Source organism: Cernens ardua, from assembly GCF_051251085.1.
Lineage (GTDB): Bacteria > Pseudomonadota > Gammaproteobacteria > Pseudomonadales > Halomonadaceae > Cernens > Cernens ardua.
Genome location: NZ_JBPCZH010000001.1, coordinates 292,606 through 311,973, shown reverse-complemented (window position 1 = coordinate 311,973; position 19,368 = coordinate 292,606). Strand labels below are relative to the sequence as shown.

The following is a 19,368-nucleotide window of genomic DNA, read 5'->3' as shown; positions in this document are numbered from 1 at the left end:
ACTACAGATTATGTGTGACGCTGATATCTATTCCTGATGTCCTCATGCGTCGCCAGTACCCCTATCCTTCATTTCCCCGTATTTATCACAGCTGTTGTTCTCAACTATTCCTTCCACGTGCGTTCCAATAGATTCAACCAGTTTTCGCTACAAATGGCTCGTAGGGTGCTGTCATCATAACCATGCGTTTTCAAATAATGGGTAAGATTCGGTAATCCGGAAGCATCATGAATTGCCTCGGGGATATAGGCGCCATCGAAGTCAGAGCCAAGCGCGACACAGTCTGGTCCCATGCGCTCAATCAGATAATCCAGATGTCTGCGAATAACATCGAGACTCGTATTGGTACGGTACAATCCATCCGCACGTAGCATATTGACGGCGAAATTGACGCCCACCAGCCCGTTACGCTCGGCAATTGCATCGAGTTGCTTGTCCGTCAGATTTCGTGCGGCGGGGGAGAGCGAGTGTACATTGGAGTGGCTCGCAACCAAGGGCGCATCGCTATAACGTGCTACATCCCAGAAGCCTGCTTCATTAAGATGGGCGACATCCACCATGATACCCAGTCGGTTGCACTCGTGAATCAATCGTAAACCGTGAGTAGTAATACCGGGGCCGGTATCGGGTGTCTGGTTGAAGGCAAACGGCACGCCATGTGCATAGCGATTATGACGGCTCCAGACAGGCCCCAGGCTGCGCAACCCTTGTTGATGAAAGGTATGTAGCTCTGCCAGATCAATATTGATGGGCTCGGCGCCTTCCATATGCAACACGGCGGCAAATCGCCCGGCTTTCATGGCATTGCGGATGTCTGCAACAGACGTACAGATCGTCCACCCCTGAGCTTCTTCAATGCGACGGGCGATGGCAAGGAACTCTTCCGCGGCGGAAAATGCATGGCCGTGCTCAAGTGGCGCGGCCATCGGATAGGGATCAAACTGCGCCTGTCTCTTTTCGGCGGTAGAGGGAATGAATGTGGCACATAATCCACCGGTAAGACCGCCTTTGCGCGCCCGAGGAAGATCCAGTTGGCCCAGCGCTGTATTGTTGGATGAGCGCTTGCCATTCATGAAGGCATCAACCGGATCTATCCCTTTTCTTGATAACATCCAAAGACGCAAGAGCACATCGTTGTGACCATCAAACACCGGCTGCATGGGTAACACTCCTTATTTGTGCCATGATTTTACTTTGGCCCATACAGGTGAATATGACCACTGTAAATGCTGTTTTTGGCCTTATTCTTTAGGAGGTGCCTCTCGCTCAAACAAGGCCGGTGGCTCAGAGGTGAAATCCATGCCACCAGACTATCATCAAGCGAGCGTCGTCCACACCGGTGCATGGTCAGACGGTTTTTCCATTGCGCGCGCATCATAATCGATGCCTGATGCCGATACATGTTGTTTCAATGCGTTAGAAACCAGAATCAGGTCGATACGAAGCCCGCGTTTGGGCTCGCGGTTGAAGCCTTTGGAACGATAATCAAACCAACTGAACCAGTCACTGTTTTCAGGTTGGCAGAGGCGGTAACTATCGTACATGCCCCAATCGTAGACACGTTGTAGCCATTCACGCTCTACCGGCTGGAAACTGGTTTTTCCTTCACGTAACCACCGCTTGCGATTATCTTCGCCAATACCGATATCCTGGTCTTCGGGGGAAATATTGAAATCACCCATCACCGCAACCGCCTGATCAGGCGTATGTTGAGTTTCCAACGTGTGACTCAGCTGTTGGTAGAAATGTTCCTTGTTGGGGAACTTGGTCGGGTGTGAGACATTTTCACCCTGTGGAAAATAGCCGTTATAGACAGTCATCTCGCCAAAGGGAGTCGCCAGTTTTACTCCTATCATGCGGCGCTGGGCATCGTCAGCATCGCCTTCCATGCCATAGATGACCTCAAGGGGTTTCTCTTTGGTCAGTATGGCAACGCCGTAATGACCTTTCTGTCCATAGTAATGGACGTGATAGCCCAGCTCGCTCACGCTTTCCAATGGGAATTCGCTATCCTGTACCTTGGTTTCCTGCAGTCCGATAACGTCTGGTTGATGCGTTTCAATGATCGCCGCCAGCTGATGAGGACGAGCGCGGATGCCATTAATGTTGAAGGAGATCAGTTTCATGTCAGGATGGTTCCTTATCATTAGGCTTGGCGGAATCATTGCTTTCATTGGGCTCGGTTGAACTGCCTCCGCTGGCATGAAGTTCCAGTACCGGCGCATTGGCCTGACGTTCCTGCTTACGTGCCGCCTGCTGTTTGCGCTGTTTGGTTTTCTTGCGCGTATACTTTTCGGAAGAGTGGACCTGATCCGGGTTTTCATGGCGCCATTTCTTGAAATCCTTGCGTCGTCCTGTGCGGATTGTGACACGGCTCGCCATGGAGCGCGTTTTCTTTTTACGAGTCATGTTGAAATTCCTGAATCAAAAACTGAATGGGATCGAATTAAACGTTGGCTTGAACGCCGAATCAAAAGAGTGTCCGGGCATGCTACTCTGGAATTACGTCCATTCTATCAAGAGGTTGGCCCTGCTGTCGCATTCTGACGCACCTATTCTTCGCGATGTTCGTCCAATGGGCGTTGACTCTGATATAATAAGTTCATGAGTTAACACGCTGTACATGATCAGCCGGGCTAAAGTTTCTATCCCTTTTGCCGATATATGTAATGTCTCGGGTAATCGGTGCTTCAGGTCATCGGTAATGGCTAACGATAGAGCACAATTCCGCTGCTAAAGTGTATTCAGAATTGCGCGTGTCCTGACGATTCTGAATAAAGGACGGCGAACGAAAGATCGTAAAAACAGCGAACGAAAGACAGCGAACGAAAAAGCACGATATTGAATGCACACAATGTTGCCAATAGTGGTGAAACAGGGCATTCATGATGCGTCCCATTCCACAGAACAGTCGAGATATCATGAGCGAGACGGAAAACAGTCAGACCCCCTCGAAGAGTGAACATAGCGATAACACCGACAATGCCGAGAACGGTGATAAACGCCGGCCTCGGCGGCGGCGTAAACCGCGTAACCAAAACAACTCTGGGCGTCGCCGTCAGCAGTCTTCGAATCGCCAGCGTTCGAATAACCGCAGAGGGCAGGAAGAGAAAACCGCCTCTGGCGCATCGGCTGCCGAGATTGTGGCAGTACCGCCTAAGCCGGGTGTCTGGCGTTTTCAGGATTTTGATCTGCCATTGCCGTTGTTAAAGGCCATTGCGGATCAGGGGTATCAGTACTGCACGCCTATTCAGTCGGAAGCGCTGAAGCAGACACTGTTGGGTGGAGATATTGTCGGCAAGGCACAAACGGGGACTGGCAAAACAGCGGCTTTTCTGATCTCCATTTTCAGTTATTTTCTTGAAGAAGGGCGGCCTGAGGGGCAGAAGCCGGGGGCTCCACGCGCTTTGATTCTGGCACCTACACGCGAGCTGGCCTTGCAGATTGAGAAAGACGCCAAGCAGCTCGCTGAGCATCTGGAGGGTATCAATATTGCCAGTGCGGTAGGCGGTATGGATTATCAGCGCCAGCTGCGTGAGCTCAAGAAACCTCTCGATATCCTGATTGCCACTCCGGGACGCCTGCTCGATTTTCATCAGAAACGTGAAGCGGATCTATCCGAAGTCGAAGTACTGGTACTCGATGAGGCGGATCGCATGTTGTCCATGGGCTTCATTCCGGATATCAAACGCATTATACGGGCGACCCCGAAGAAGGAAGAGCGTCAGACCTTCCTGTTCTCGGCCACGTTCACACAGGATATTCTCAATCTTGCGAGTCAATGGACTTATCAGCCCGAGTACGTTGATATTGCACCGGACGTTACAACATCGGATAACGTTGATCAGCATGTTTATCTGGTGGGTGATACCGATAAACCCAGGCTATTACTGAACCTGCTCAAACAGCAAGAGGTAGAGCGCGTTATCGTCTTTGCCAACCAGCGTCATGTTGTGCGTCGTCTTGATGATGCATTGCGCAAGGAAGGGATCAACGTCGCCATGCTCTCAGGGGATGTGCCGCAAAAACAGCGTATCCGTACGTTGGAAGAATTCCGCAGTGGTGAGGTTTCTGTGCTGGTTGCTACGGATGTGGCTGGGCGTGGTATCCATATTTCGGATATTTCCCATGTAATCAACTACACCTTGCCGGAAGATCCCGAGGATTACGTGCATCGCATTGGCCGTACGGGGCGTGCGGGCGCCAAGGGAACATCGATTAGCTTCGTAGGGGAAGAAGATGCCTATTCACTTCCGGAAATAGAACGCTTTATCGATGATAAATTGCCCTGTGAGCATCCGCCTGAAGGGTTGCTCTAACCAGAAGTCGGGCACTTATTGAGCATTCCCGCTTCCCGGAGAGCCCTGCTGAAGCACTCAGGGTTTCCGGGAAGTGTCTTTTTGACTGGTGGATTTTTGGTATGTGAATGTCTGGTAAGGGGATTTCCGGTAAGAACTTATCTGGCAGAAGCATTCAGTGTATGGGCTTCCATGTGCACAATTCAGTGAACACATTTGTCGGTGCCCTGTTGGCCGGTGTCATGTAGTGGCTGAATTTTTGTCCCCAAAAGCCACGCAATGCGAAATGTTGCGATGGCAAAAATAACGACGCTATTGTGATGAATGGGCAGGATGAGTAAGGGTAACGCGATGCTGAAGCCTGAGCTAAAGGAAGAGATTCAGGGTGCCTATCGGCATCTGCTGGATTCGCTCGACCTCAAACCGCGCTATGGTCAGAAGCTTATGATCGCTGAAATAGCACGGACGCTGGGCACCGTGGAAAGTGATGATCAGGGCCTGCGAATCGGCAATGAGCACATTTGCGTGCTTGAAGCGGGTACGGGTACGGGCAAAACACTGGCTTATTTGCTGGCTGCTCTCCCGATTGCACAGGCGATGGGAAAGCGTCTGATTATTTCGACTGCAACGGTGGCATTACAGGAGCAGGTGCTTAATCAGGATCTACCTGCGCTTAAAAAGCACTCGGGTCTGTCCTTCTCTTATGCGCTGGCCAAGGGGCGTGGTCGTTATCTTTGCCTCTCCCGGTTGGAGCAAGTGCTGGATGGTACAGAAGCCAATCCAACGCTTTCACTGTTTGAACGTGAACATGCTTCCTCTAATGAGCATTTGGGTGAACTTGCCCATGAAATGGCGACGGAATACGCTTCCGGACGCTGGAAAGGTGATCGTGACAGTTGGCCCGAAGCTGTTGAGGATAAAGATTGGCGAAGCCTGACGATTGACCACCGCCAATGTACCAATCGCCGCTGCGGCCATTTTTCGGCGTGCGCTTTTTTCAAGGCGCGTAAGCAGGTTGAAGAAGCGGATATCATTGTCGTCAATCACGATCTGGTATTGGCGGACCTTTCCCTCGGAGGGGGGATGGTATTGCCAGCACCCAAAGAATGTTTTTACGTTTTTGATGAAGCCCACCACTTGCCTGACAAGGCGCTTGATCACTTCTATCATCGCCTGGCGCTGCATGGGGCGTCTCGTTGGCTGAATCTGCTCAAGCGCTCACTCACGGATTTGCACACTGCATTGGGTAAGCAATCAGTGATTGCCCGTCATCTTGCTACGATTCCCGAAGCAATGAATGATATTGACACGCGTTTGGCGGAACTGTTGACCTACTTGCAGGAATTCCAGCGTCAGTCAGCAGAGCCTTCCGACCATGATGCCTATGTGCGGCGGCATCGCTTTGAAATGGGGCGAGTACCTGAAGCCTTGCGTGAACAATCAACTCAGTTGCTTAAAGGTTTTACAGCCCTTCATAAAGCGCTGGATGGCATGCTGGAGATTTTGCGTGAAAGTCTCGACCCGGATAAAAGTAATGGATTATCACGGGAAGTGGCCGAGCAATGGTTACCGTTGATCGCTATGCTTCATGGGCGAACACAGGATGCCTATGCCCTGTGGCAAGCATTTGCATCTATCGATGAAAGCGCAGATAACCCCCCACAGGCACGCTGGATCGAATTTGTTTCCAGCGGGGAACAGCAGGGCGAAGAGGTCGTATTGTCGGCCTCACCTGTCAGTGCCGCTTCTACACTCGCACAACACTTGTGGGCACGCTGTTTTGGAGCGGTTTTAACCTCCGCAACATTGACCGCATTGGGTGGCTTTGAGCGTTATCAGGAGCAGGCCGGGTTAGCCAATCGCTATCGTTACCAACGATTGCCCAGCCCTTTTGATTATTCGCGGGCGACGCTTTCCATCCCGAAAGAAGCGGTTGATCCAGCGCAGCGTGAGCAACATGAAACGTCCATTATCGACTTTGTTTCCTCACTGGAAGATCAGGGGGCCGTATTGGTGCTTTTCTCGTCCCGTCGTCAGATGCGGGCGGTTGAGCAATCCCTGTATGACAACGAAAAGACCCGGTCCTTGGCTCAGTCGATTCTGATTCAGGACCAACTTCCGCGTCATGAGTTGCTCAAGCGCCACCGTGAGCGTGTTGATAAAGGGGAGCGCAGCATCATCTTCGGTATGGCGAGCTTTGCCGAGGGTATCGATTTGCCGGGAGATTACCTGACCCATGTTGTGATTACGCGCCTGCCATTTGCGGTTCCCGACGACCCGGTAGGGGCCACACTTTCCGAATGGATTGAAAGTCGCGGAGGTAATGCCTTCATGCGAATTACTGTTCCCGATGCTTCCGTGCGACTGGTGCAAGCATGTGGACGCTTGATTCGTAAAGAGGTGGATCAGGGGCGCATAACGATTCTGGATCGGCGCCTTTTAACCAAACGTTATGGTAAATCACTACTGGATTCATTACCTCCCTTTCGTCGTGAAATCGATGGGCAGCTTGTGCAGTAGAGGTACTGAAAAAATCAAGCACTTGATACAAAGTGAACAAGACAAGGTCTTCAATACAACTTATTCAATACCAAGTCTTTAAAACAAGGTTAAAGTGGTCAGAAAGTAACAAATAAAAAGATTCAGGCTTAGCCGTTGGGCAATGCGAAAAGAAAGGTCAGGAGTTGGACATGTCACAGGTATTCACGCTTTCACAGGGTGTACCCGCTATTTCACCGCAGCATGCTTCGCCCGCGATCATTGTGCCGGTGATGGAAGCACAAGCTGAGAGTGCGTTGGCTCAGGTTGAGGCCATTGCACGCGATGAACAGGTGGATGTGATCGAACTCCGTATCGACCGCCTGGATGATGCTCTCAAAATGGATAAAGTGGTTGGCGTCGTGCAGCGGGCTCTCTCCAAAGCGGGTTCTCTTCCCGTTATAGTGACTTTCCGCACCCTGAAGGAAGGGGGATGTACCGATATCTCTCCTGCCGATTACAGTGCGCTCAACAAAGCAATTATTGAACGTGCCGCACCTGCTTATATAGATGTGGAATTCAATCTGGGTGCTCAAGTGGTAGAAGAGGTCATTCAGCAGGCAAGGAAGTTCAACGTTGCCGTGATTGTCTCCAGTCATGACTTCAATCAAACATCCCCTGAGCCGAAGCTTGTTGAGCGTCTGGAAGCGATGCGTCTGACACAGGCCGATGTCATCAAAATGGCGGTGATGCCGAAAACGCCCAATGATGTCCTGGCCTTGATGGCGGCGACAGCAACCCTGCGCCACCGATATCCCGGGTTGCCGATGATTACCATGTCGATGGGCAGGAAAGGTGTGCTTTCCAGAGTATGTGGAGAATTCTTTGGATCGAATGCGACATTTGGCACACTGGGTAAAGCATCAGCGCCGGGGCAGGTCGCCGTGGAAAATCTTCAGAATATACTGGGAAAACTTCACCTGCTCCATCAACCCGAAGTGTAAGGTTACCCCATGATGATGGGGTAACGGCCAGGATGATGGAGCGAACGGCAATGGCGTCATAAAGGACGTTGTGGCCGATAGCTTTTACCTGCACCTGTTATCTGTGCTTGTTATTTATAGTTGTTACCTATAGCTGTTACTCAGCCGCTTTAATGCGCGAGTGCAATGTGGTGTTCAGGCGTTCAGCCGCTGAAGAAAGAATTTCTTCCGTTGTTTCCCAGCTAATACAGGCATCGGTAACAGAGACACCATATTCCAGTTGGCTCAGATCGGTGGGTATCTTTTGCGCACCGAATTTCAGATTTGATTCAAGCATCACACCGATGATGGATGTATTGCCTTCCAGAATCTGTTGGACAATATTCTCCAACACCAGGGGTTGAAGTTCTGCCTGCTTGTTGGAGTTGGCATGAGAACAATCGACCATCAAGTTCGTTTTCAATCCTGCTTCACGCAGATCCCGTTCGGCAAGGGATACGCTGACGCTGTCATAATTGGGTTTGCCATTACCGCCTCTTAGAACTGTATGTCCAAAGGCATTGCCACGTGTGGTGATGATAGATACCTCACCTCCCTGATTGATACCCAGGAAACTATGCCCGTGTGCTACAGATTTGAGGGCATTTACGGCAACATCCAGACTGCCGTCTGTCCCGTTCTTGAAGCCGACTGGGCCGGATAGTCCCGAAGCCATCTCGCGGTGAGTTTGGGATTCCGTCGTGCGTGCGCCAATAGCCGACCAGCTGATGCAATCCTGAAGATACTGGGGTGAAATTGGATCCAACGCCTCCGTGGCAAGAGGAAGTCCCATTTCGGATAGTTCTACCAGCAAGGAGCGAGCTATTCTCAACCCATCTTCGATCGCGAAGCTGTCATCCATGTACGGGTCATTGATCAAGCCTTTCCAGCCAACCGTGGTGCGTGGTTTCTCAAAGTACACACGCATCACGATAAATAGTGTGTCACCGACTTTTTCAGAGAGTGCCTTTAACCGCTTGGCATATTCACGTGCAGCATTCACATCATGAACAGAGCAGGGGCCAACCACTACCAGAAGGCGGGGGTCCTCACCCGACAAAATATTCTGAATGACCTCTCTGCTTTTGATGACAGTCTTTGATGCCGTATCACTGAGCGGCAGTTTTTCTTTTAGGGCTTCAGGTGTAATCAGTGTTTGCTGACCTACCACATTGATGTTATTGACCTGTTCTTCTGACATGACAAACCTTGTTGATAAGGGGGAAAGGGCAACGGGATATAAAGACTGCAGGGTAGCTCCTGACGTTATGAACACGAATGTTCTGATGGGAGCCGGACAGGTCACGTTAAGCCGTTGGCCAAACAATCCATTAGCGGAAAAATAATAGAGTGTATTGCGGTTATAGTAACAGATATCAGTTCATGGTAGGAAAATCGAACACCATGAGGTGGGTTGTCCGCCTTTGTTTTTGTTACCAATGTATCCGACTTCACTTGAATTAATGGTCGCCAAGTACCATTAAATAATACAGGTAGAAATGAGTGTATTCGATGAATGAACTTTTTGCTGCAGAACTTGTCTATTAATTGTCGGAGTTTTCACCCGGTTACAAACAGCTGATTGGCTGCGGTTATTTGTTACCTGTTATTCAAAAGCATGGTATTCAAAAATATGGCATTCAAAAGCATGGTATCCAAAATCAGGTCAGTTCAGCGGTGAACAGCTCACTACATAAACATCCAGTGAATATCCCATCAGGGTTGCTGTAGTCATTAATGGCAATACGTCGTATCAAAGTGGGCATGTTCACTACAATATTCAGCAGTTATAACAAAAAGCAGGTATATCGCGGGTGTTCCCGGCTTACCTGCCATCAACAGGAATGGATTAATGGGCCGGCTCCAAACGATTCGTCACGGGTAGTGTATCCACCCAGTCGTTTACGCTCTGCATACCATGTTCCCAGCCATGGTAAGGACTTTTAAACCATGGAAAGGACTTTTAAACCATGGTAAGGATGAGCGGATGCCGGTATTGATGAGTGATCAAGGGGATAGAGCATGTCAACAGAGTTGACTGACCAGCAGTTGGTTGAAAGAGCTCAGGCGGGCAATACCCGGGCCTTCGATCTATTGGTGAAGAAGTATCAGCACAAAATAATCGGCTTGATCAGTCGTTACGTTCATGATCATGCCGAAGTACAGGATGTTGCCCAGGAAGCATTTATCAAAGCGTACAAGGCACTCGATAAATTCAGAAATGAAAGTGCTTTTTACACCTGGATGTACCGTATCGCTATCAATACGGCAAAAAATCATCTGGTGGCCCGAGGGCGGCGTCCGCCGGGCAGTGACCTGGATGTTAGTGATGCAGAAGTACTGGACGTAGGCGGGCGCTTGTCTGATATCGAAACGCCGGAAGCTTCCATTGCACGTGACCAGTTGGAAAAGGTAGTGTTCGACGTCATTGATAACCTGCCTGAAGATCTGCGTACAGCCATCACCTTACGTGAAATGGACGGTTTGGCTTATGAGGATATAGCCAACGTTATGCAGTGTCCGGTGGGAACCGTTCGTTCACGTATTTTCAGGGCACGTGAGGCAATTGATGCGAAAGTTAACGAGTTGCTTAATCCCTCGTTGGAAGGGCATACCACATCAACTGTGCAATGAATTTGTCCTTTTTTTTCGGAATTAAGTAAACTTTTTGAACAAGGCACTGTCCTATTGGTTAGAACGACTACTTAAGTGCCTAGCATGAGGGTGTGGCAATGAATCAGAAAGTCAGGGAATCACTATCAGCGGTTGTGGATGGAGAGGGTGACGAGCTCGCGTTGCGGCGTGTTCTCAAGGCTCTCGATAATTCTCCCGAAGAGGCAGATACCTGGCGCCGTTATCAGGTCATTGGCAGCATTATGCGCCGCGAGCGTGATATTGATGTGACCACGGACATTTCAGCGCAGGTCATGCGGCGTATTGAAGCACAGCAACCTGCCAATGAATCCATTCCGCAGGGCGCGCGACATTCTGCGCGTGGTGAGGCCGTTACAAAGCGTGGTTTCGCTCGTTTCTCTTTCATGGGAAATGCGGCTGTAGCAGCAGCGGTAAGCCTTATGGTGATTACTGGGGTTCAGGTGTATCGTGGTGGGCATTCAACGACCCCCGGTGGTGCCTCAGTGGCTAGCCAATCATCAGGCATGGCCAGCATCGCGGATCGAGCCAACATGCCAAATTACAGTAATGTTGGAAGTAGTGGGTTGAGCACCGTAGGTCTGGCGTCCGAACCCGTTACCCAGACTTACGGTAATAATGACTCCTCGTTGATGTCCTCTTACTCATCCAACATGTCCAATACTGAAGCCAAACGTCAGGCGCGTCTGTTACAAGGCTTCCTTGATCTGCATGCTCAGGATGCAGACTTTCAGCCGCAAAGCCAGTACAGCACCATTAATGCCGGTTTCATGGGGTCTGCCTCCAAACAGGCAAGTGTTCATTAATACTGGACGGCGATGAAAAGACATTATGGCGAGTAAAAACAATAGCAGGTTGCAGGCATGGATTATGCTTGTCCTGCTATTTTTTTGTCTTGATATCAGGCCGTCGGTGGCTCAATCCTCATCGGGTCAAACTGCCACCCCCATCGCTTCGCAGTCCAATGCTGCGCGTATTTATGTGAATTGTGGTCAGCCACAGGTATTGCCCCCACATCTTCCCAATGCAACTGGCCTGATTATTCGCTCGATCAATGCGACGCGTTGCTACAATTACGATTTGCTGATTGCCAACTCCAATGTGTCAGGTTTATCCACGTATCATGTGAATCATTGGGTGGCTAAACAGGTCGAGCGCTCATATGTCCAATCCCTGGATAATACGTCCTCCCTTCGCCCCAAAATGCTTGAAAACGAGCTTCCCAGCCTTTTTCGTTTAATGACAGGTGATTCCTCGATTGAATCCCTGACTGCGCACTACCGCTTTCATTACGTCGGCCAGCAACTGATTGCCAATCATCTTGCCAATGTCATTGATATTCTGCCGAATGATTCTTTTCGCTTTGCCCAACGGTTGTGGGTAGATGAGCAAACACAGTTGCCACTCAAGCGGGTGACGATTGATCCATTTGGCCGCGTGGTCAATACGTCCCAGGTGGTTGCTATTCATTCACTTACGCCCTACAGCGGCTTGTTGACGTTGTTTCCACTACGTGAGGGTGCCAGCCCACATCATTGGGTCACCTGGTTGCCCCATGGATTTCACATGGAAGGTAATACAGTGGTGGATATTCAGGGACACGAGATGGAATCCCGTTTTTATTCCGATGGATTGTCGAGTCTCAATATTTTCATTGGTCCCTGGCTTTCCTCTGCTGCACTTCCTGAAGGAACCAATATTTTGGGTGGGGCATCTGTGGTCATTCGTCATTTCGGTCAACCCGGGGCCGGTTATCAGGCTGCAGTGACGGGGGAGGTTCCGTTACCCGTTCTGATCCGAGTCGCTGATGGACTTAATGTAGTTGAAAAGTGAATTGATTGTGTAAGCTCATGTATCTTCGCTCGATTGTGTCGCCTAAAGTTGTAGTGATATATTGATATTTATTTAATTTTTATTTAAGTTTTTTATTGTAAAAAATACGCATTCGTATAATTTTCACATCACTTTCATGGGTTATTGCAAGGGACAAAAGGGATTGGGTTTTGAACATGGGCGGTAAATCGCACGTGGTGATTGCAAGCCAATATTACAAAAATCTACCCAGCCTCATTTTTTACAAAGCATCCGTTGTTCAGTTCTTCCTTGATAAGGAAAAAATAGGAGTTGCCTAGATGTACGTTGCTAAACGACGATTGACTCTTGTGGCCCTTGCCATTGCTTCTGGAATCGCCATTCAGAATCCTGTTATGGCTCAAAATGCTCCCATAGAAACCTCTCAGGCCAATAGTGCGGCGCCCACTATGGTGCAATTGCCCAACTTTACGCAGTTGGTCAAGAAAGTATCGCCGGCCGTGGTGAATATCTCGACGGTGAGGGAAGAAAAGGGCCCTTCATTCCAGATGGGTGGCGATCCGAGTCAATTGCCAGACATTATCCGCCAGTTCTTTGGTAATCAGCTTCCCCCGGGCTTCGGTGGTTTCCCCGGGATGGGCGGTGCGGGTCCACAAACTGAAGAGCTACACTCGCTTGGTTCAGGATTCGTTATTAGCCCAGACGGCTATATATTGACCAACGCCCACGTTGTCGCTGGTGCGCAAACCATTCGCGTGCGTTTCAATGATCGGCGGAACGTAGCGGCTAAATTGATTGGCATGGATCGGAAAACGGATGTGGCGCTGATCAAGGTCAATTTGAAGAATTTGCCTACCGTGCAGATCGGTAATTCCGACAAGCTTCAGACCGGTGAATGGATGGTGGCCATAGGTTCACCTTTTGGATTCAATTCGTCCGTGACTCAGGGCATTGTGAGTGCGATCAATCGTACCTTGCCTGATGACAGTTATGTCCCCTTTATACAAACCGATGTACCGATCAATCCCGGTAACTCGGGAGGGCCATTGCTGAATCTTCAAGGTCAGGTTGTAGGGATAAACTCACAGATTTATACCCAGAGTGGAGGCTACATGGGGCTCTCTTTTGCTGTTCCCATTAATGTAGCCATGGATGTTGCGAATCAAATCAAAAAGGATGGTCACGTTACTCGTGGGTATCTGGGGGTTGCCATTCAGGGTGTTTCGCCTGACCTCGCCAGTTCGTTTGGCCTGAAAAATACCCAGGGCGCGCTGATTGCGCAACTTTCTCCTCATTCCCCCGGTGGGGAGGCAGGTCTAAAACCGGGTGATATTGTTACCGCCGTCAATGGGCATACGGTTGATACACCGGATGATCTTCCACGTCTGATTGGTGCGATGCAGCCGGGGCAAACAGCGAAGCTGGATGTCATCCGCAATGGTCAGACCACATCAATTTCCGTCAAACTGGGGGATTGGCCGAAGAGCAGCCAGGCAGAAACGACATCTTCCCACCCAAATAGTCACAAATCCCGTCTTGGCGTAACGGTATCCCCGCTCAATGATTCGCAGTTGAAGAGTGCTGGTGTTCCCAATGGTGTTGTGGTGCGTCAGGTGACGCCCAATAGCATTGGAGACAAGGCTGGCCTACAGCCCGGTGACATCATTATCGAAGTGAATCGGCAAGAGATTAGCTCTGTCGATCAACTAAGATCGGTTGTGGCGGATTTGCCCAAACATCATCCGATTGCCATGCGAGTGGCGCGTGGTAATCAGCAGATGTTTATTGCCATTCGTATGGATGGAAAAATGGATGATAGCGATTATGACGGTGAGTAACCGTTATCACTGAACGTCGTCGAGTAGGTGAACTTTCTGCGAGGCCCTTGATTGCAAGGGCCTTTTTATTAACAAAGGGAGTATGAAGTCTTTTGCCGCGCACGGAAATAAAGCCTTGGCCTCAAGTGTGTATCGCGTATTCTTCATGTACAATATCGGCATTCAAGCTGTTTGGAAGTGTCGGAAGAGGTGTCTCTTCCGTACGCAGGCCCATTTTTCGGTGAAACTGGATGACTCAAGACGTAAGCCGCTCCAATCTGGACAACATCAGGAATTTTTCGATTATTGCCCACATTGACCATGGGAAGTCGACCCTCGCAGATCGATTGATACAGATTTGTGGTGGTTTGACAGAACGTGAGCTCAAGGAACAAGTGCTCGATTCCATGGACATTGAGCGCGAGCGTGGTATTACGATCAAGGCTCAATCGGTCACATTGGATTACCATGCTCAGGATGGGCAGATTTACCAGCTCAACTTCATTGATACTCCCGGTCATGTAGACTTTTCATATGAAGTGTCACGCTCTCTTTACGCCTGTGAAGGGGCCTTGTTGGTGGTGGATGCCGCACAAGGGGTGGAAGCTCAGTCCGTAGCCAACTGCTATACCGCGATCGAGCAAGGGCTGGAAGTTCTGCCGGTCCTGAACAAGATGGATTTGCCGCAGGCTGATCCTGACGAAGTATCCCACCAGATCGAGGAAATTATCGGGCTGGATGCGACCGATGCATGCCGTGTATCCGCCAAAAGCGGTTTGGGGATGGAAGAGCTCCTTGAGCGTTTGGTGCGTGATATCCCACCGCCCAAAGGGAATCGCGATGCGCCACTTCAGGCTTTGATTATCGATTCATGGTTTGATAATTATCTTGGAGTCGTCTCCCTTATCCGTGTTTTTGATGGCGAGCTGAACAAAGGCGATAAAATCCTGATGAAATCGACCGGGCGCACCTGGGAAGCCAGCGCCGTCGGTATCTTTACACCCAAACGTAATGAAACCGGCCGCCTGCGTGCCGGTGAAGTCGGTTTTGTTGTTGCGGGTATCAAGGATATCCATGGTGCGCCCGTGGGCGATACCATCACTCATGCGAAAACGTCTGAAGTGGCACGCCTACCCGGCTTCCAGAAGATCAAGCCTCAGGTCTATGCGGGTATGTTCCCGATTAGTGCTGATGATTATGAAGATTTTCGTGATGCACTTGAAAAGCTGGCCTTGAACGATGCATCTCTGGATTATGTACCCGAAAACTCGGATGCACTTGGCTTCGGTTTCCGTGTCGGCTTTCTTGGCACGCTGCACATGGAGATCATTCAGGAACGACTGGAGCGTGAATACAATCTTGATTTGCTCACCACGGCGCCCACGGTTGTATATGAACTCGAGATGGATTCGGGGGAGATAGAATATATTTCGAATCCGTCCAAATTGCCTGACCTCTCGAGTGTACGTGAATTCCGTGAGCCCATCGCGCAGGCGACCATTCTGGTGCCGCAGGAATTTGTTGGTAATGTCATCACTGAATGCGTCAACCGTCGAGGTATTCAGAAAGACATGCAGGTACTTGGTAACCAGATGCAACTGGTGTATCAACTGCCGATGAGTGAAGTTGTGATGGACTTCTTTGATCGGCTGAAATCCATTACCAAGGGGTATGCTTCCCTTGATTACAGTTTTGACCGCTTTGAGGCATCCAAACTTGTTCGTTTGGATGTATTGATCAACGGTGATCGGGTTGATGCATTGGCCGTGATTATTCACCGTGATCACGCTCATGCACGTGGGCGTATTCTGGTCGAAAAAATGAAGGAACTGATTCCCCGCCAGATGTTCGATGTTGCCATTCAGGCAGCGATCGGAGGGCACGTGGTTGCTCGTTCCACTGTAAAAGCCCTGCGCAAGAACGTAACAGCCAAGTGCTACGGCGGTGATGTATCGCGTAAAAAGAAACTGCTGCAAAAGCAGAAAGAAGGTAAAAAACGCATGAAGCAGGTGGGTAGTGTGGAAATTCCACAGGATGCCTTCCTCGCTGTGCTCAAGACCAGCGAGTAGTCGTCTGCCCGCCCCAAGGAAATGGATTAGATCATGTTTTTATCCGTGTTTTTTGTTGCTGCCATCGTTGTGATGGGTCTTATCTGGCTGCTTGATGCCGTGTATCTAAAAGGTAGACGCGAAGCTGCCGGTACCGATACCAAGGCGCCCTGGTATGTAGACTACTCACGTTCGCTTTTTCCGGTGCTATTGTTCGTTCTGGTAGTGAGATCCTTTATTGTTGAACCGTTTCAGATCCCTTCCGGTTCAATGGAACCCACCTTGAAGGTAGGTGATTACATTGCTGTCAATAAATTCAGTTATGGTTTACGTTTGCCGATCACCCATACTCGGATTCTTTCTACCGGGGAACCTCATCGTGGGGATGTTATCGTATTTCGCTTCCCGTTAAATCCAAGCGTTGATTTCATCAAGCGTGTCGTCGGTGTTCCGGGCGACCATGTGGTTTATCAGGACAAACATCTCTATATCAATGGCAAGCTGATCAGTAAAACACTGGTTTCTGATGATGTTGCCTCTTCTCCGGGAATGCAGCTTTTCCAGGAAGATCTGGACGGTGTCAAGCATGCGGTTTACAACAATCCTGACGTAGATAGTAAAGGTTTTGATGGCACTGTTCCTGCGGGCCATTATTTTGTGATGGGTGACAATCGCGACAATTCTGCGGATAGCCGCTATTGGGGGTTTGTTCCGGAACAGAATCTTGTAGGTAAGGCTTTCTTCGTCTGGATGCATTGGCATGGCGGCCTTCCCAGCTTTACGCATGACCGTATCATTCACGGCTAGGAACCTGTGGTAAACTTCCTGCCATTAGCTAGTGTTGCAAGCAAATATTGCCATACCGGGTTTTGTGGTATTTGTGGTAATAGGCACCTGATATCAACGTCAGATATCAGCGCCTGAATGCCTGAATGCCTGAATATCGATGGCAGCGTCATTTGATATGAGAACGCTCGATTTGACGATGATAGACAAAATCGTCGATGAATAAGCCGGAATCGGGGAGCAAGCCATACTTTGACTTGAATTTTCGCGTTCCTGACAGACATTGGATGACCCCGTCATTTTTGGCGTTTACTGTCTATACTCTATGGAAACCGACCCCTTGGGAGACCGCCCGAGGGGTCGGGTACGAATAAAAAAGCGTCTATAAGCGCGGCTATATATCAATTGATGCATCTGTGTATAACGATGTTTGGGAATCATTGTATTTATTGATATATGTGCCTGCCTGACATAGTGCCCCAGTGGCTCTTGTCAGCACACATTTCGCACTGAAAAGTTGAGAATACACGTGAGCAGCTCTCTTTCGACCCTGACAAAACGCCTTGATCACTCCTTCAATGACCCGTCATTGCTGGAGCTTGCCATGACCCATCGGAGTGTGGGCGGCAAGAATAATGAGCGTTTGGAATTCCTGGGGGATTCCATCGTGAATTTTGTGATCGGGGAGGCCCTGTTTACCCGATTTCCCAAAGCACGTGAAGGGCAGCTTTCGCGCTTACGTGCTCGTTTGGTGAAGGGTGAGACTCTGGCAAAGGTCGCGCTGGAATTTGAGCTCGGTCAATTTCTGCGTCTTGGTTCGGGTGAGATGAAAAGTGGTGGTCATCGCCGTGAATCCATTCTGGCAGATGCTGTTGAGGCGATTATCGGGGCGATTTATCTGGATGCCGGTATGGCTGAGGTCCAGCGGTGTATTCTCAAATGGTTTGCACACCGTCTGGAGAACACGACGCTGGAAGACACCATGAAGGACCCTAAAACCCGCCTTCAGGAGTTCATGCAGTCTCGTCAGAATCCCTTGCCGCGTTATGAAGTGACTTCCATTGAAGGTGAAGCCCATGATCAGCACTTTACTGTATTGTGCCATGTGGATGTGCTGGAGACTCCGGAAGAAGGGCACGGCCCTAGCCGACGCAGTGCTGAACAGCAGGCTGCCGAGCGTGTCCTTACCCATTTGAACCCTAATCCCCGGAGATCATCATGAGCGATATCACCCCTGACCATACACCGACTGACGATGTCTCGCGCTGTGGATTTGTCGCGATTGTTGGGCGTCCCAATGTCGGTAAATCCACGTTGATGAACCGCATCCTTGGGCAAAAAATATCCATTACGTCCCGTCGTCCACAGACAACCCGTCATCAGGTCATGGGTGTTAATACGATCGGTAACACACAGGCCATTTATGTGGATACCCCGGGTATGCACATCATGAGCAAGGATCGTAATCGAGCCATCAACCAGTTCATGAACCAGACAGCATCACAGGCGTTACGCGATGTTGACTGTGTGGTTTTCATTATCGACCGTACCCGTTGGACTGATGAAGATGATATCGTGCTCAAAAAACTGGCGTCCGTAAAAGCACCCGTGATTTTGGCGATCAACAAGATGGACTGGCTGAAGGATAAGTCAGTCATGCTTCCATGGCTTGAAAAAGTTGCTAAAAAGCGTGCTTTTGCTGCGATCATGCCTGTCTCGGCCAAACATGGTACGGGTGTGAAAGCATTGGAAGAAGAGGTCGCCAAACATTTGCCCGAAGGCCCTCATTACTTTCCCGAAGAGCAGATTACCGATAAAAGCGAGCGTTTTCTTGCATCAGAGCTGGTACGTGAAAAAGTCATGCGTCAGCTGGGGGATGAGTTGCCTTACCAGATGACGGTTGAAATCGAACAATTTCGCGATGAAGGCCATATTCTGCGTATCAATGCCTTGATGTTGGTCGAGCGTGACGGTCAGAAAAAGATTCTCATTGGTGAAGGCGGTGAACGCATCAAGCAGATCGGAAAGGATGCGCGTATCGAGATGGAGAAGCTTTTCGACAAGAAAGTCATGCTCAAACTTTGGGTCAAGGTCAAACGGGGCTGGTCGGATGATGCCCGCGCACTTAAAAGCCTGGGTTACGACGACGAATAGTCGTGGTCTTGGCGCTGCAGGCTATGTTACGGGCGTCTTCATCCTGTCGTCTTAGCCAGGGGGGGGGCGTCACTCACGTTTCTTGCGCGTGTGTGGATCATGCAAATTACTGCCGCGAGCGTTGCCGATAGACGCTGCTGTGACATGACTGATTCCAGGGTGGCTGGCGCAAGTTGCTTCTGGGCGCTGGAAATATCACTCTGAAGTTTGGTTAATGCTGCCTTGTAGGTCTCATTCCATATTCTGAATCGACCCGGAATGCTCCATCTCCGTACTTTTTGTTACGGATATTTGTAAAAGG

At 49.9% G+C, this 19,368-nt stretch carries 15 protein-coding genes; 11 read left to right on the top strand and 4 right to left on the bottom strand.

The annotated features are described in order from the left end of the window. Positions 1-104 precede the first annotated feature (104 nt). The 3 genes from LMG33818_RS01445 to LMG33818_RS01435 form a co-directional block, all read right to left on the bottom strand. Positions 105-1,160: a dipeptidase gene (locus LMG33818_RS01445; RefSeq protein WP_442321574.1), complete on the bottom strand. Its 1,056-nt coding sequence runs from the start codon at positions 1,158-1,160 to the stop codon at positions 105-107. Between the two features lie 156 nt (positions 1,161-1,316). Further along, positions 1,317-2,126 carry an exodeoxyribonuclease III gene (xthA, locus tag LMG33818_RS01440; protein ID WP_442321573.1) on the bottom strand — a complete coding sequence of 270 codons (810 nt, stop codon included), beginning with the start codon at positions 2,124-2,126 and terminating at the stop codon, positions 1,317-1,319. A gap of 1 nt (position 2,127) precedes the next feature. After that, positions 2,128-2,409 carry a hypothetical protein gene (locus LMG33818_RS01435; protein WP_442321572.1) on the bottom strand — a complete coding sequence of 94 codons (282 nt, stop codon included), beginning with the start codon at positions 2,407-2,409 and terminating at the stop codon, positions 2,128-2,130. Between the two features lie 512 nt (positions 2,410-2,921). Between LMG33818_RS01435 and LMG33818_RS01430 the strand changes: the two genes are divergently transcribed. The 3 genes from LMG33818_RS01430 (at position 2,922) to aroD (ending at position 7,780) form a co-directional block, all read left to right on the top strand. Continuing rightward, on the top strand, positions 2,922-4,319 hold the full coding sequence (locus LMG33818_RS01430) for a DEAD/DEAH box helicase (protein WP_442321571.1): 1,398 nt from the start codon (positions 2,922-2,924) through the stop codon (positions 4,317-4,319). A 330-nt stretch (positions 4,320-4,649) separates the two neighbouring features. Further along, complete coding sequence (gene dinG, locus LMG33818_RS01425) at positions 4,650-6,818, top strand: ATP-dependent DNA helicase DinG (protein WP_442322163.1); 2,169 nt, start codon at positions 4,650-4,652, stop codon at positions 6,816-6,818. Between the two features lie 170 nt (positions 6,819-6,988). Further along, positions 6,989-7,780, top strand: a complete 792-nt coding sequence (gene aroD, locus LMG33818_RS01420) for a type I 3-dehydroquinate dehydratase (protein ID WP_442321570.1) — start codon at positions 6,989-6,991, stop codon at positions 7,778-7,780. 136 nt (positions 7,781-7,916) lie between these two features. Here aroD and LMG33818_RS01415 read toward each other — a convergent pair whose 3' ends face one another. Beyond that, positions 7,917-8,999: a 3-deoxy-7-phosphoheptulonate synthase gene (locus LMG33818_RS01415; protein WP_442321569.1), complete on the bottom strand. Its 1,083-nt coding sequence runs from the start codon at positions 8,997-8,999 to the stop codon at positions 7,917-7,919. Positions 9,000-9,820: 821 nt separating this feature from the next. Here LMG33818_RS01415 and rpoE point away from each other — a divergent pair. The 8 genes from rpoE to era all read left to right on the top strand — a co-directional run bounded on the left by rpoE (position 9,821) and on the right by era (position 19,067). Further along, the gene (rpoE, locus tag LMG33818_RS01410) at positions 9,821-10,432 is read left to right on the top strand and encodes an RNA polymerase sigma factor RpoE (RefSeq protein WP_442321568.1); all 612 of its coding nucleotides are present in this window, start codon (positions 9,821-9,823) and stop codon (positions 10,430-10,432) included. 98 nt (positions 10,433-10,530) lie between these two features. Next, complete coding sequence (locus LMG33818_RS01405) at positions 10,531-11,256, top strand: sigma-E factor negative regulatory protein (protein ID WP_442321567.1); 726 nt, start codon at positions 10,531-10,533, stop codon at positions 11,254-11,256. A 25-nt stretch (positions 11,257-11,281) separates the two neighbouring features. Further along, a complete protein-coding gene (locus LMG33818_RS01400) occupies positions 11,282-12,283 on the top strand; it encodes a MucB/RseB C-terminal domain-containing protein (protein WP_442321566.1) in 1,002 nt (333 codons plus the stop codon). A 299-nt stretch (positions 12,284-12,582) separates the two neighbouring features. Further along, positions 12,583-14,100 (top strand): DegQ family serine endoprotease, encoded by a 1,518-nt coding sequence (locus tag LMG33818_RS01395; RefSeq protein WP_442321565.1) that lies wholly within the window; start codon positions 12,583-12,585, stop codon positions 14,098-14,100. A 230-nt stretch (positions 14,101-14,330) separates the two neighbouring features. Further along, positions 14,331-16,148 (top strand): translation elongation factor 4, encoded by a 1,818-nt coding sequence (lepA, locus tag LMG33818_RS01390; protein ID WP_442321564.1) that lies wholly within the window; start codon positions 14,331-14,333, stop codon positions 16,146-16,148. A 33-nt stretch (positions 16,149-16,181) separates the two neighbouring features. After that, positions 16,182-16,934, top strand: a complete 753-nt coding sequence (lepB, locus tag LMG33818_RS01385; RefSeq protein WP_442321563.1) for a signal peptidase I — start codon at positions 16,182-16,184, stop codon at positions 16,932-16,934. A gap of 508 nt (positions 16,935-17,442) precedes the next feature. After that, positions 17,443-18,135, top strand: a complete 693-nt coding sequence (gene rnc, locus LMG33818_RS01380) for a ribonuclease III (protein WP_442321562.1) — start codon at positions 17,443-17,445, stop codon at positions 18,133-18,135. Then, complete coding sequence (gene era, locus LMG33818_RS01375; RefSeq protein WP_442321561.1) at positions 18,132-19,067, top strand: GTPase Era; 936 nt, start codon at positions 18,132-18,134, stop codon at positions 19,065-19,067. Before rnc ends, era begins: the two co-directional genes overlap by 4 nt. Positions 19,068-19,368: the final 301 nt, after the last annotated feature.

What these genes read in the sequence shown, in the direction of transcription:
- lepB (WP_442321563.1), top strand. Translation starts at nt 16,182, where the DNA reads ATGTTTTTATCCGTGTTTTTTGTTGCTGCCATCGTTGTGATGGGTCTT.
- dinG (WP_442322163.1), top strand. Translation starts at nt 4,650, where the DNA reads ATGCTGAAGCCTGAGCTAAAGGAAGAGATTCAGGGTGCCTATCGGCAT.
- era (WP_442321561.1), top strand. Translation starts at nt 18,132, where the DNA reads ATGAGCGATATCACCCCTGACCATACACCGACTGACGATGTCTCGCGC.
- LMG33818_RS01415 (WP_442321569.1), bottom strand. Translation starts at nt 8,999, where the DNA reads ATGTCAGAAGAACAGGTCAATAACATCAATGTGGTAGGTCAGCAAACA.
- aroD (WP_442321570.1), top strand. Translation starts at nt 6,989, where the DNA reads ATGTCACAGGTATTCACGCTTTCACAGGGTGTACCCGCTATTTCACCG.
- LMG33818_RS01405 (WP_442321567.1), top strand. Translation starts at nt 10,531, where the DNA reads ATGAATCAGAAAGTCAGGGAATCACTATCAGCGGTTGTGGATGGAGAG.
- LMG33818_RS01445 (WP_442321574.1), bottom strand. Translation starts at nt 1,160, where the DNA reads ATGCAGCCGGTGTTTGATGGTCACAACGATGTGCTCTTGCGTCTTTGG.
- LMG33818_RS01395 (WP_442321565.1), top strand. Translation starts at nt 12,583, where the DNA reads ATGTACGTTGCTAAACGACGATTGACTCTTGTGGCCCTTGCCATTGCT.
- LMG33818_RS01430 (WP_442321571.1), top strand. Translation starts at nt 2,922, where the DNA reads ATGAGCGAGACGGAAAACAGTCAGACCCCCTCGAAGAGTGAACATAGC.
- LMG33818_RS01435 (WP_442321572.1), bottom strand. Translation starts at nt 2,409, where the DNA reads ATGACTCGTAAAAAGAAAACGCGCTCCATGGCGAGCCGTGTCACAATC.
- LMG33818_RS01400 (WP_442321566.1), top strand. Translation starts at nt 11,282, where the DNA reads ATGGCGAGTAAAAACAATAGCAGGTTGCAGGCATGGATTATGCTTGTC.
- rpoE (WP_442321568.1), top strand. Translation starts at nt 9,821, where the DNA reads ATGTCAACAGAGTTGACTGACCAGCAGTTGGTTGAAAGAGCTCAGGCG.
- lepA (WP_442321564.1), top strand. Translation starts at nt 14,331, where the DNA reads ATGACTCAAGACGTAAGCCGCTCCAATCTGGACAACATCAGGAATTTT.
- xthA (WP_442321573.1), bottom strand. Translation starts at nt 2,126, where the DNA reads ATGAAACTGATCTCCTTCAACATTAATGGCATCCGCGCTCGTCCTCAT.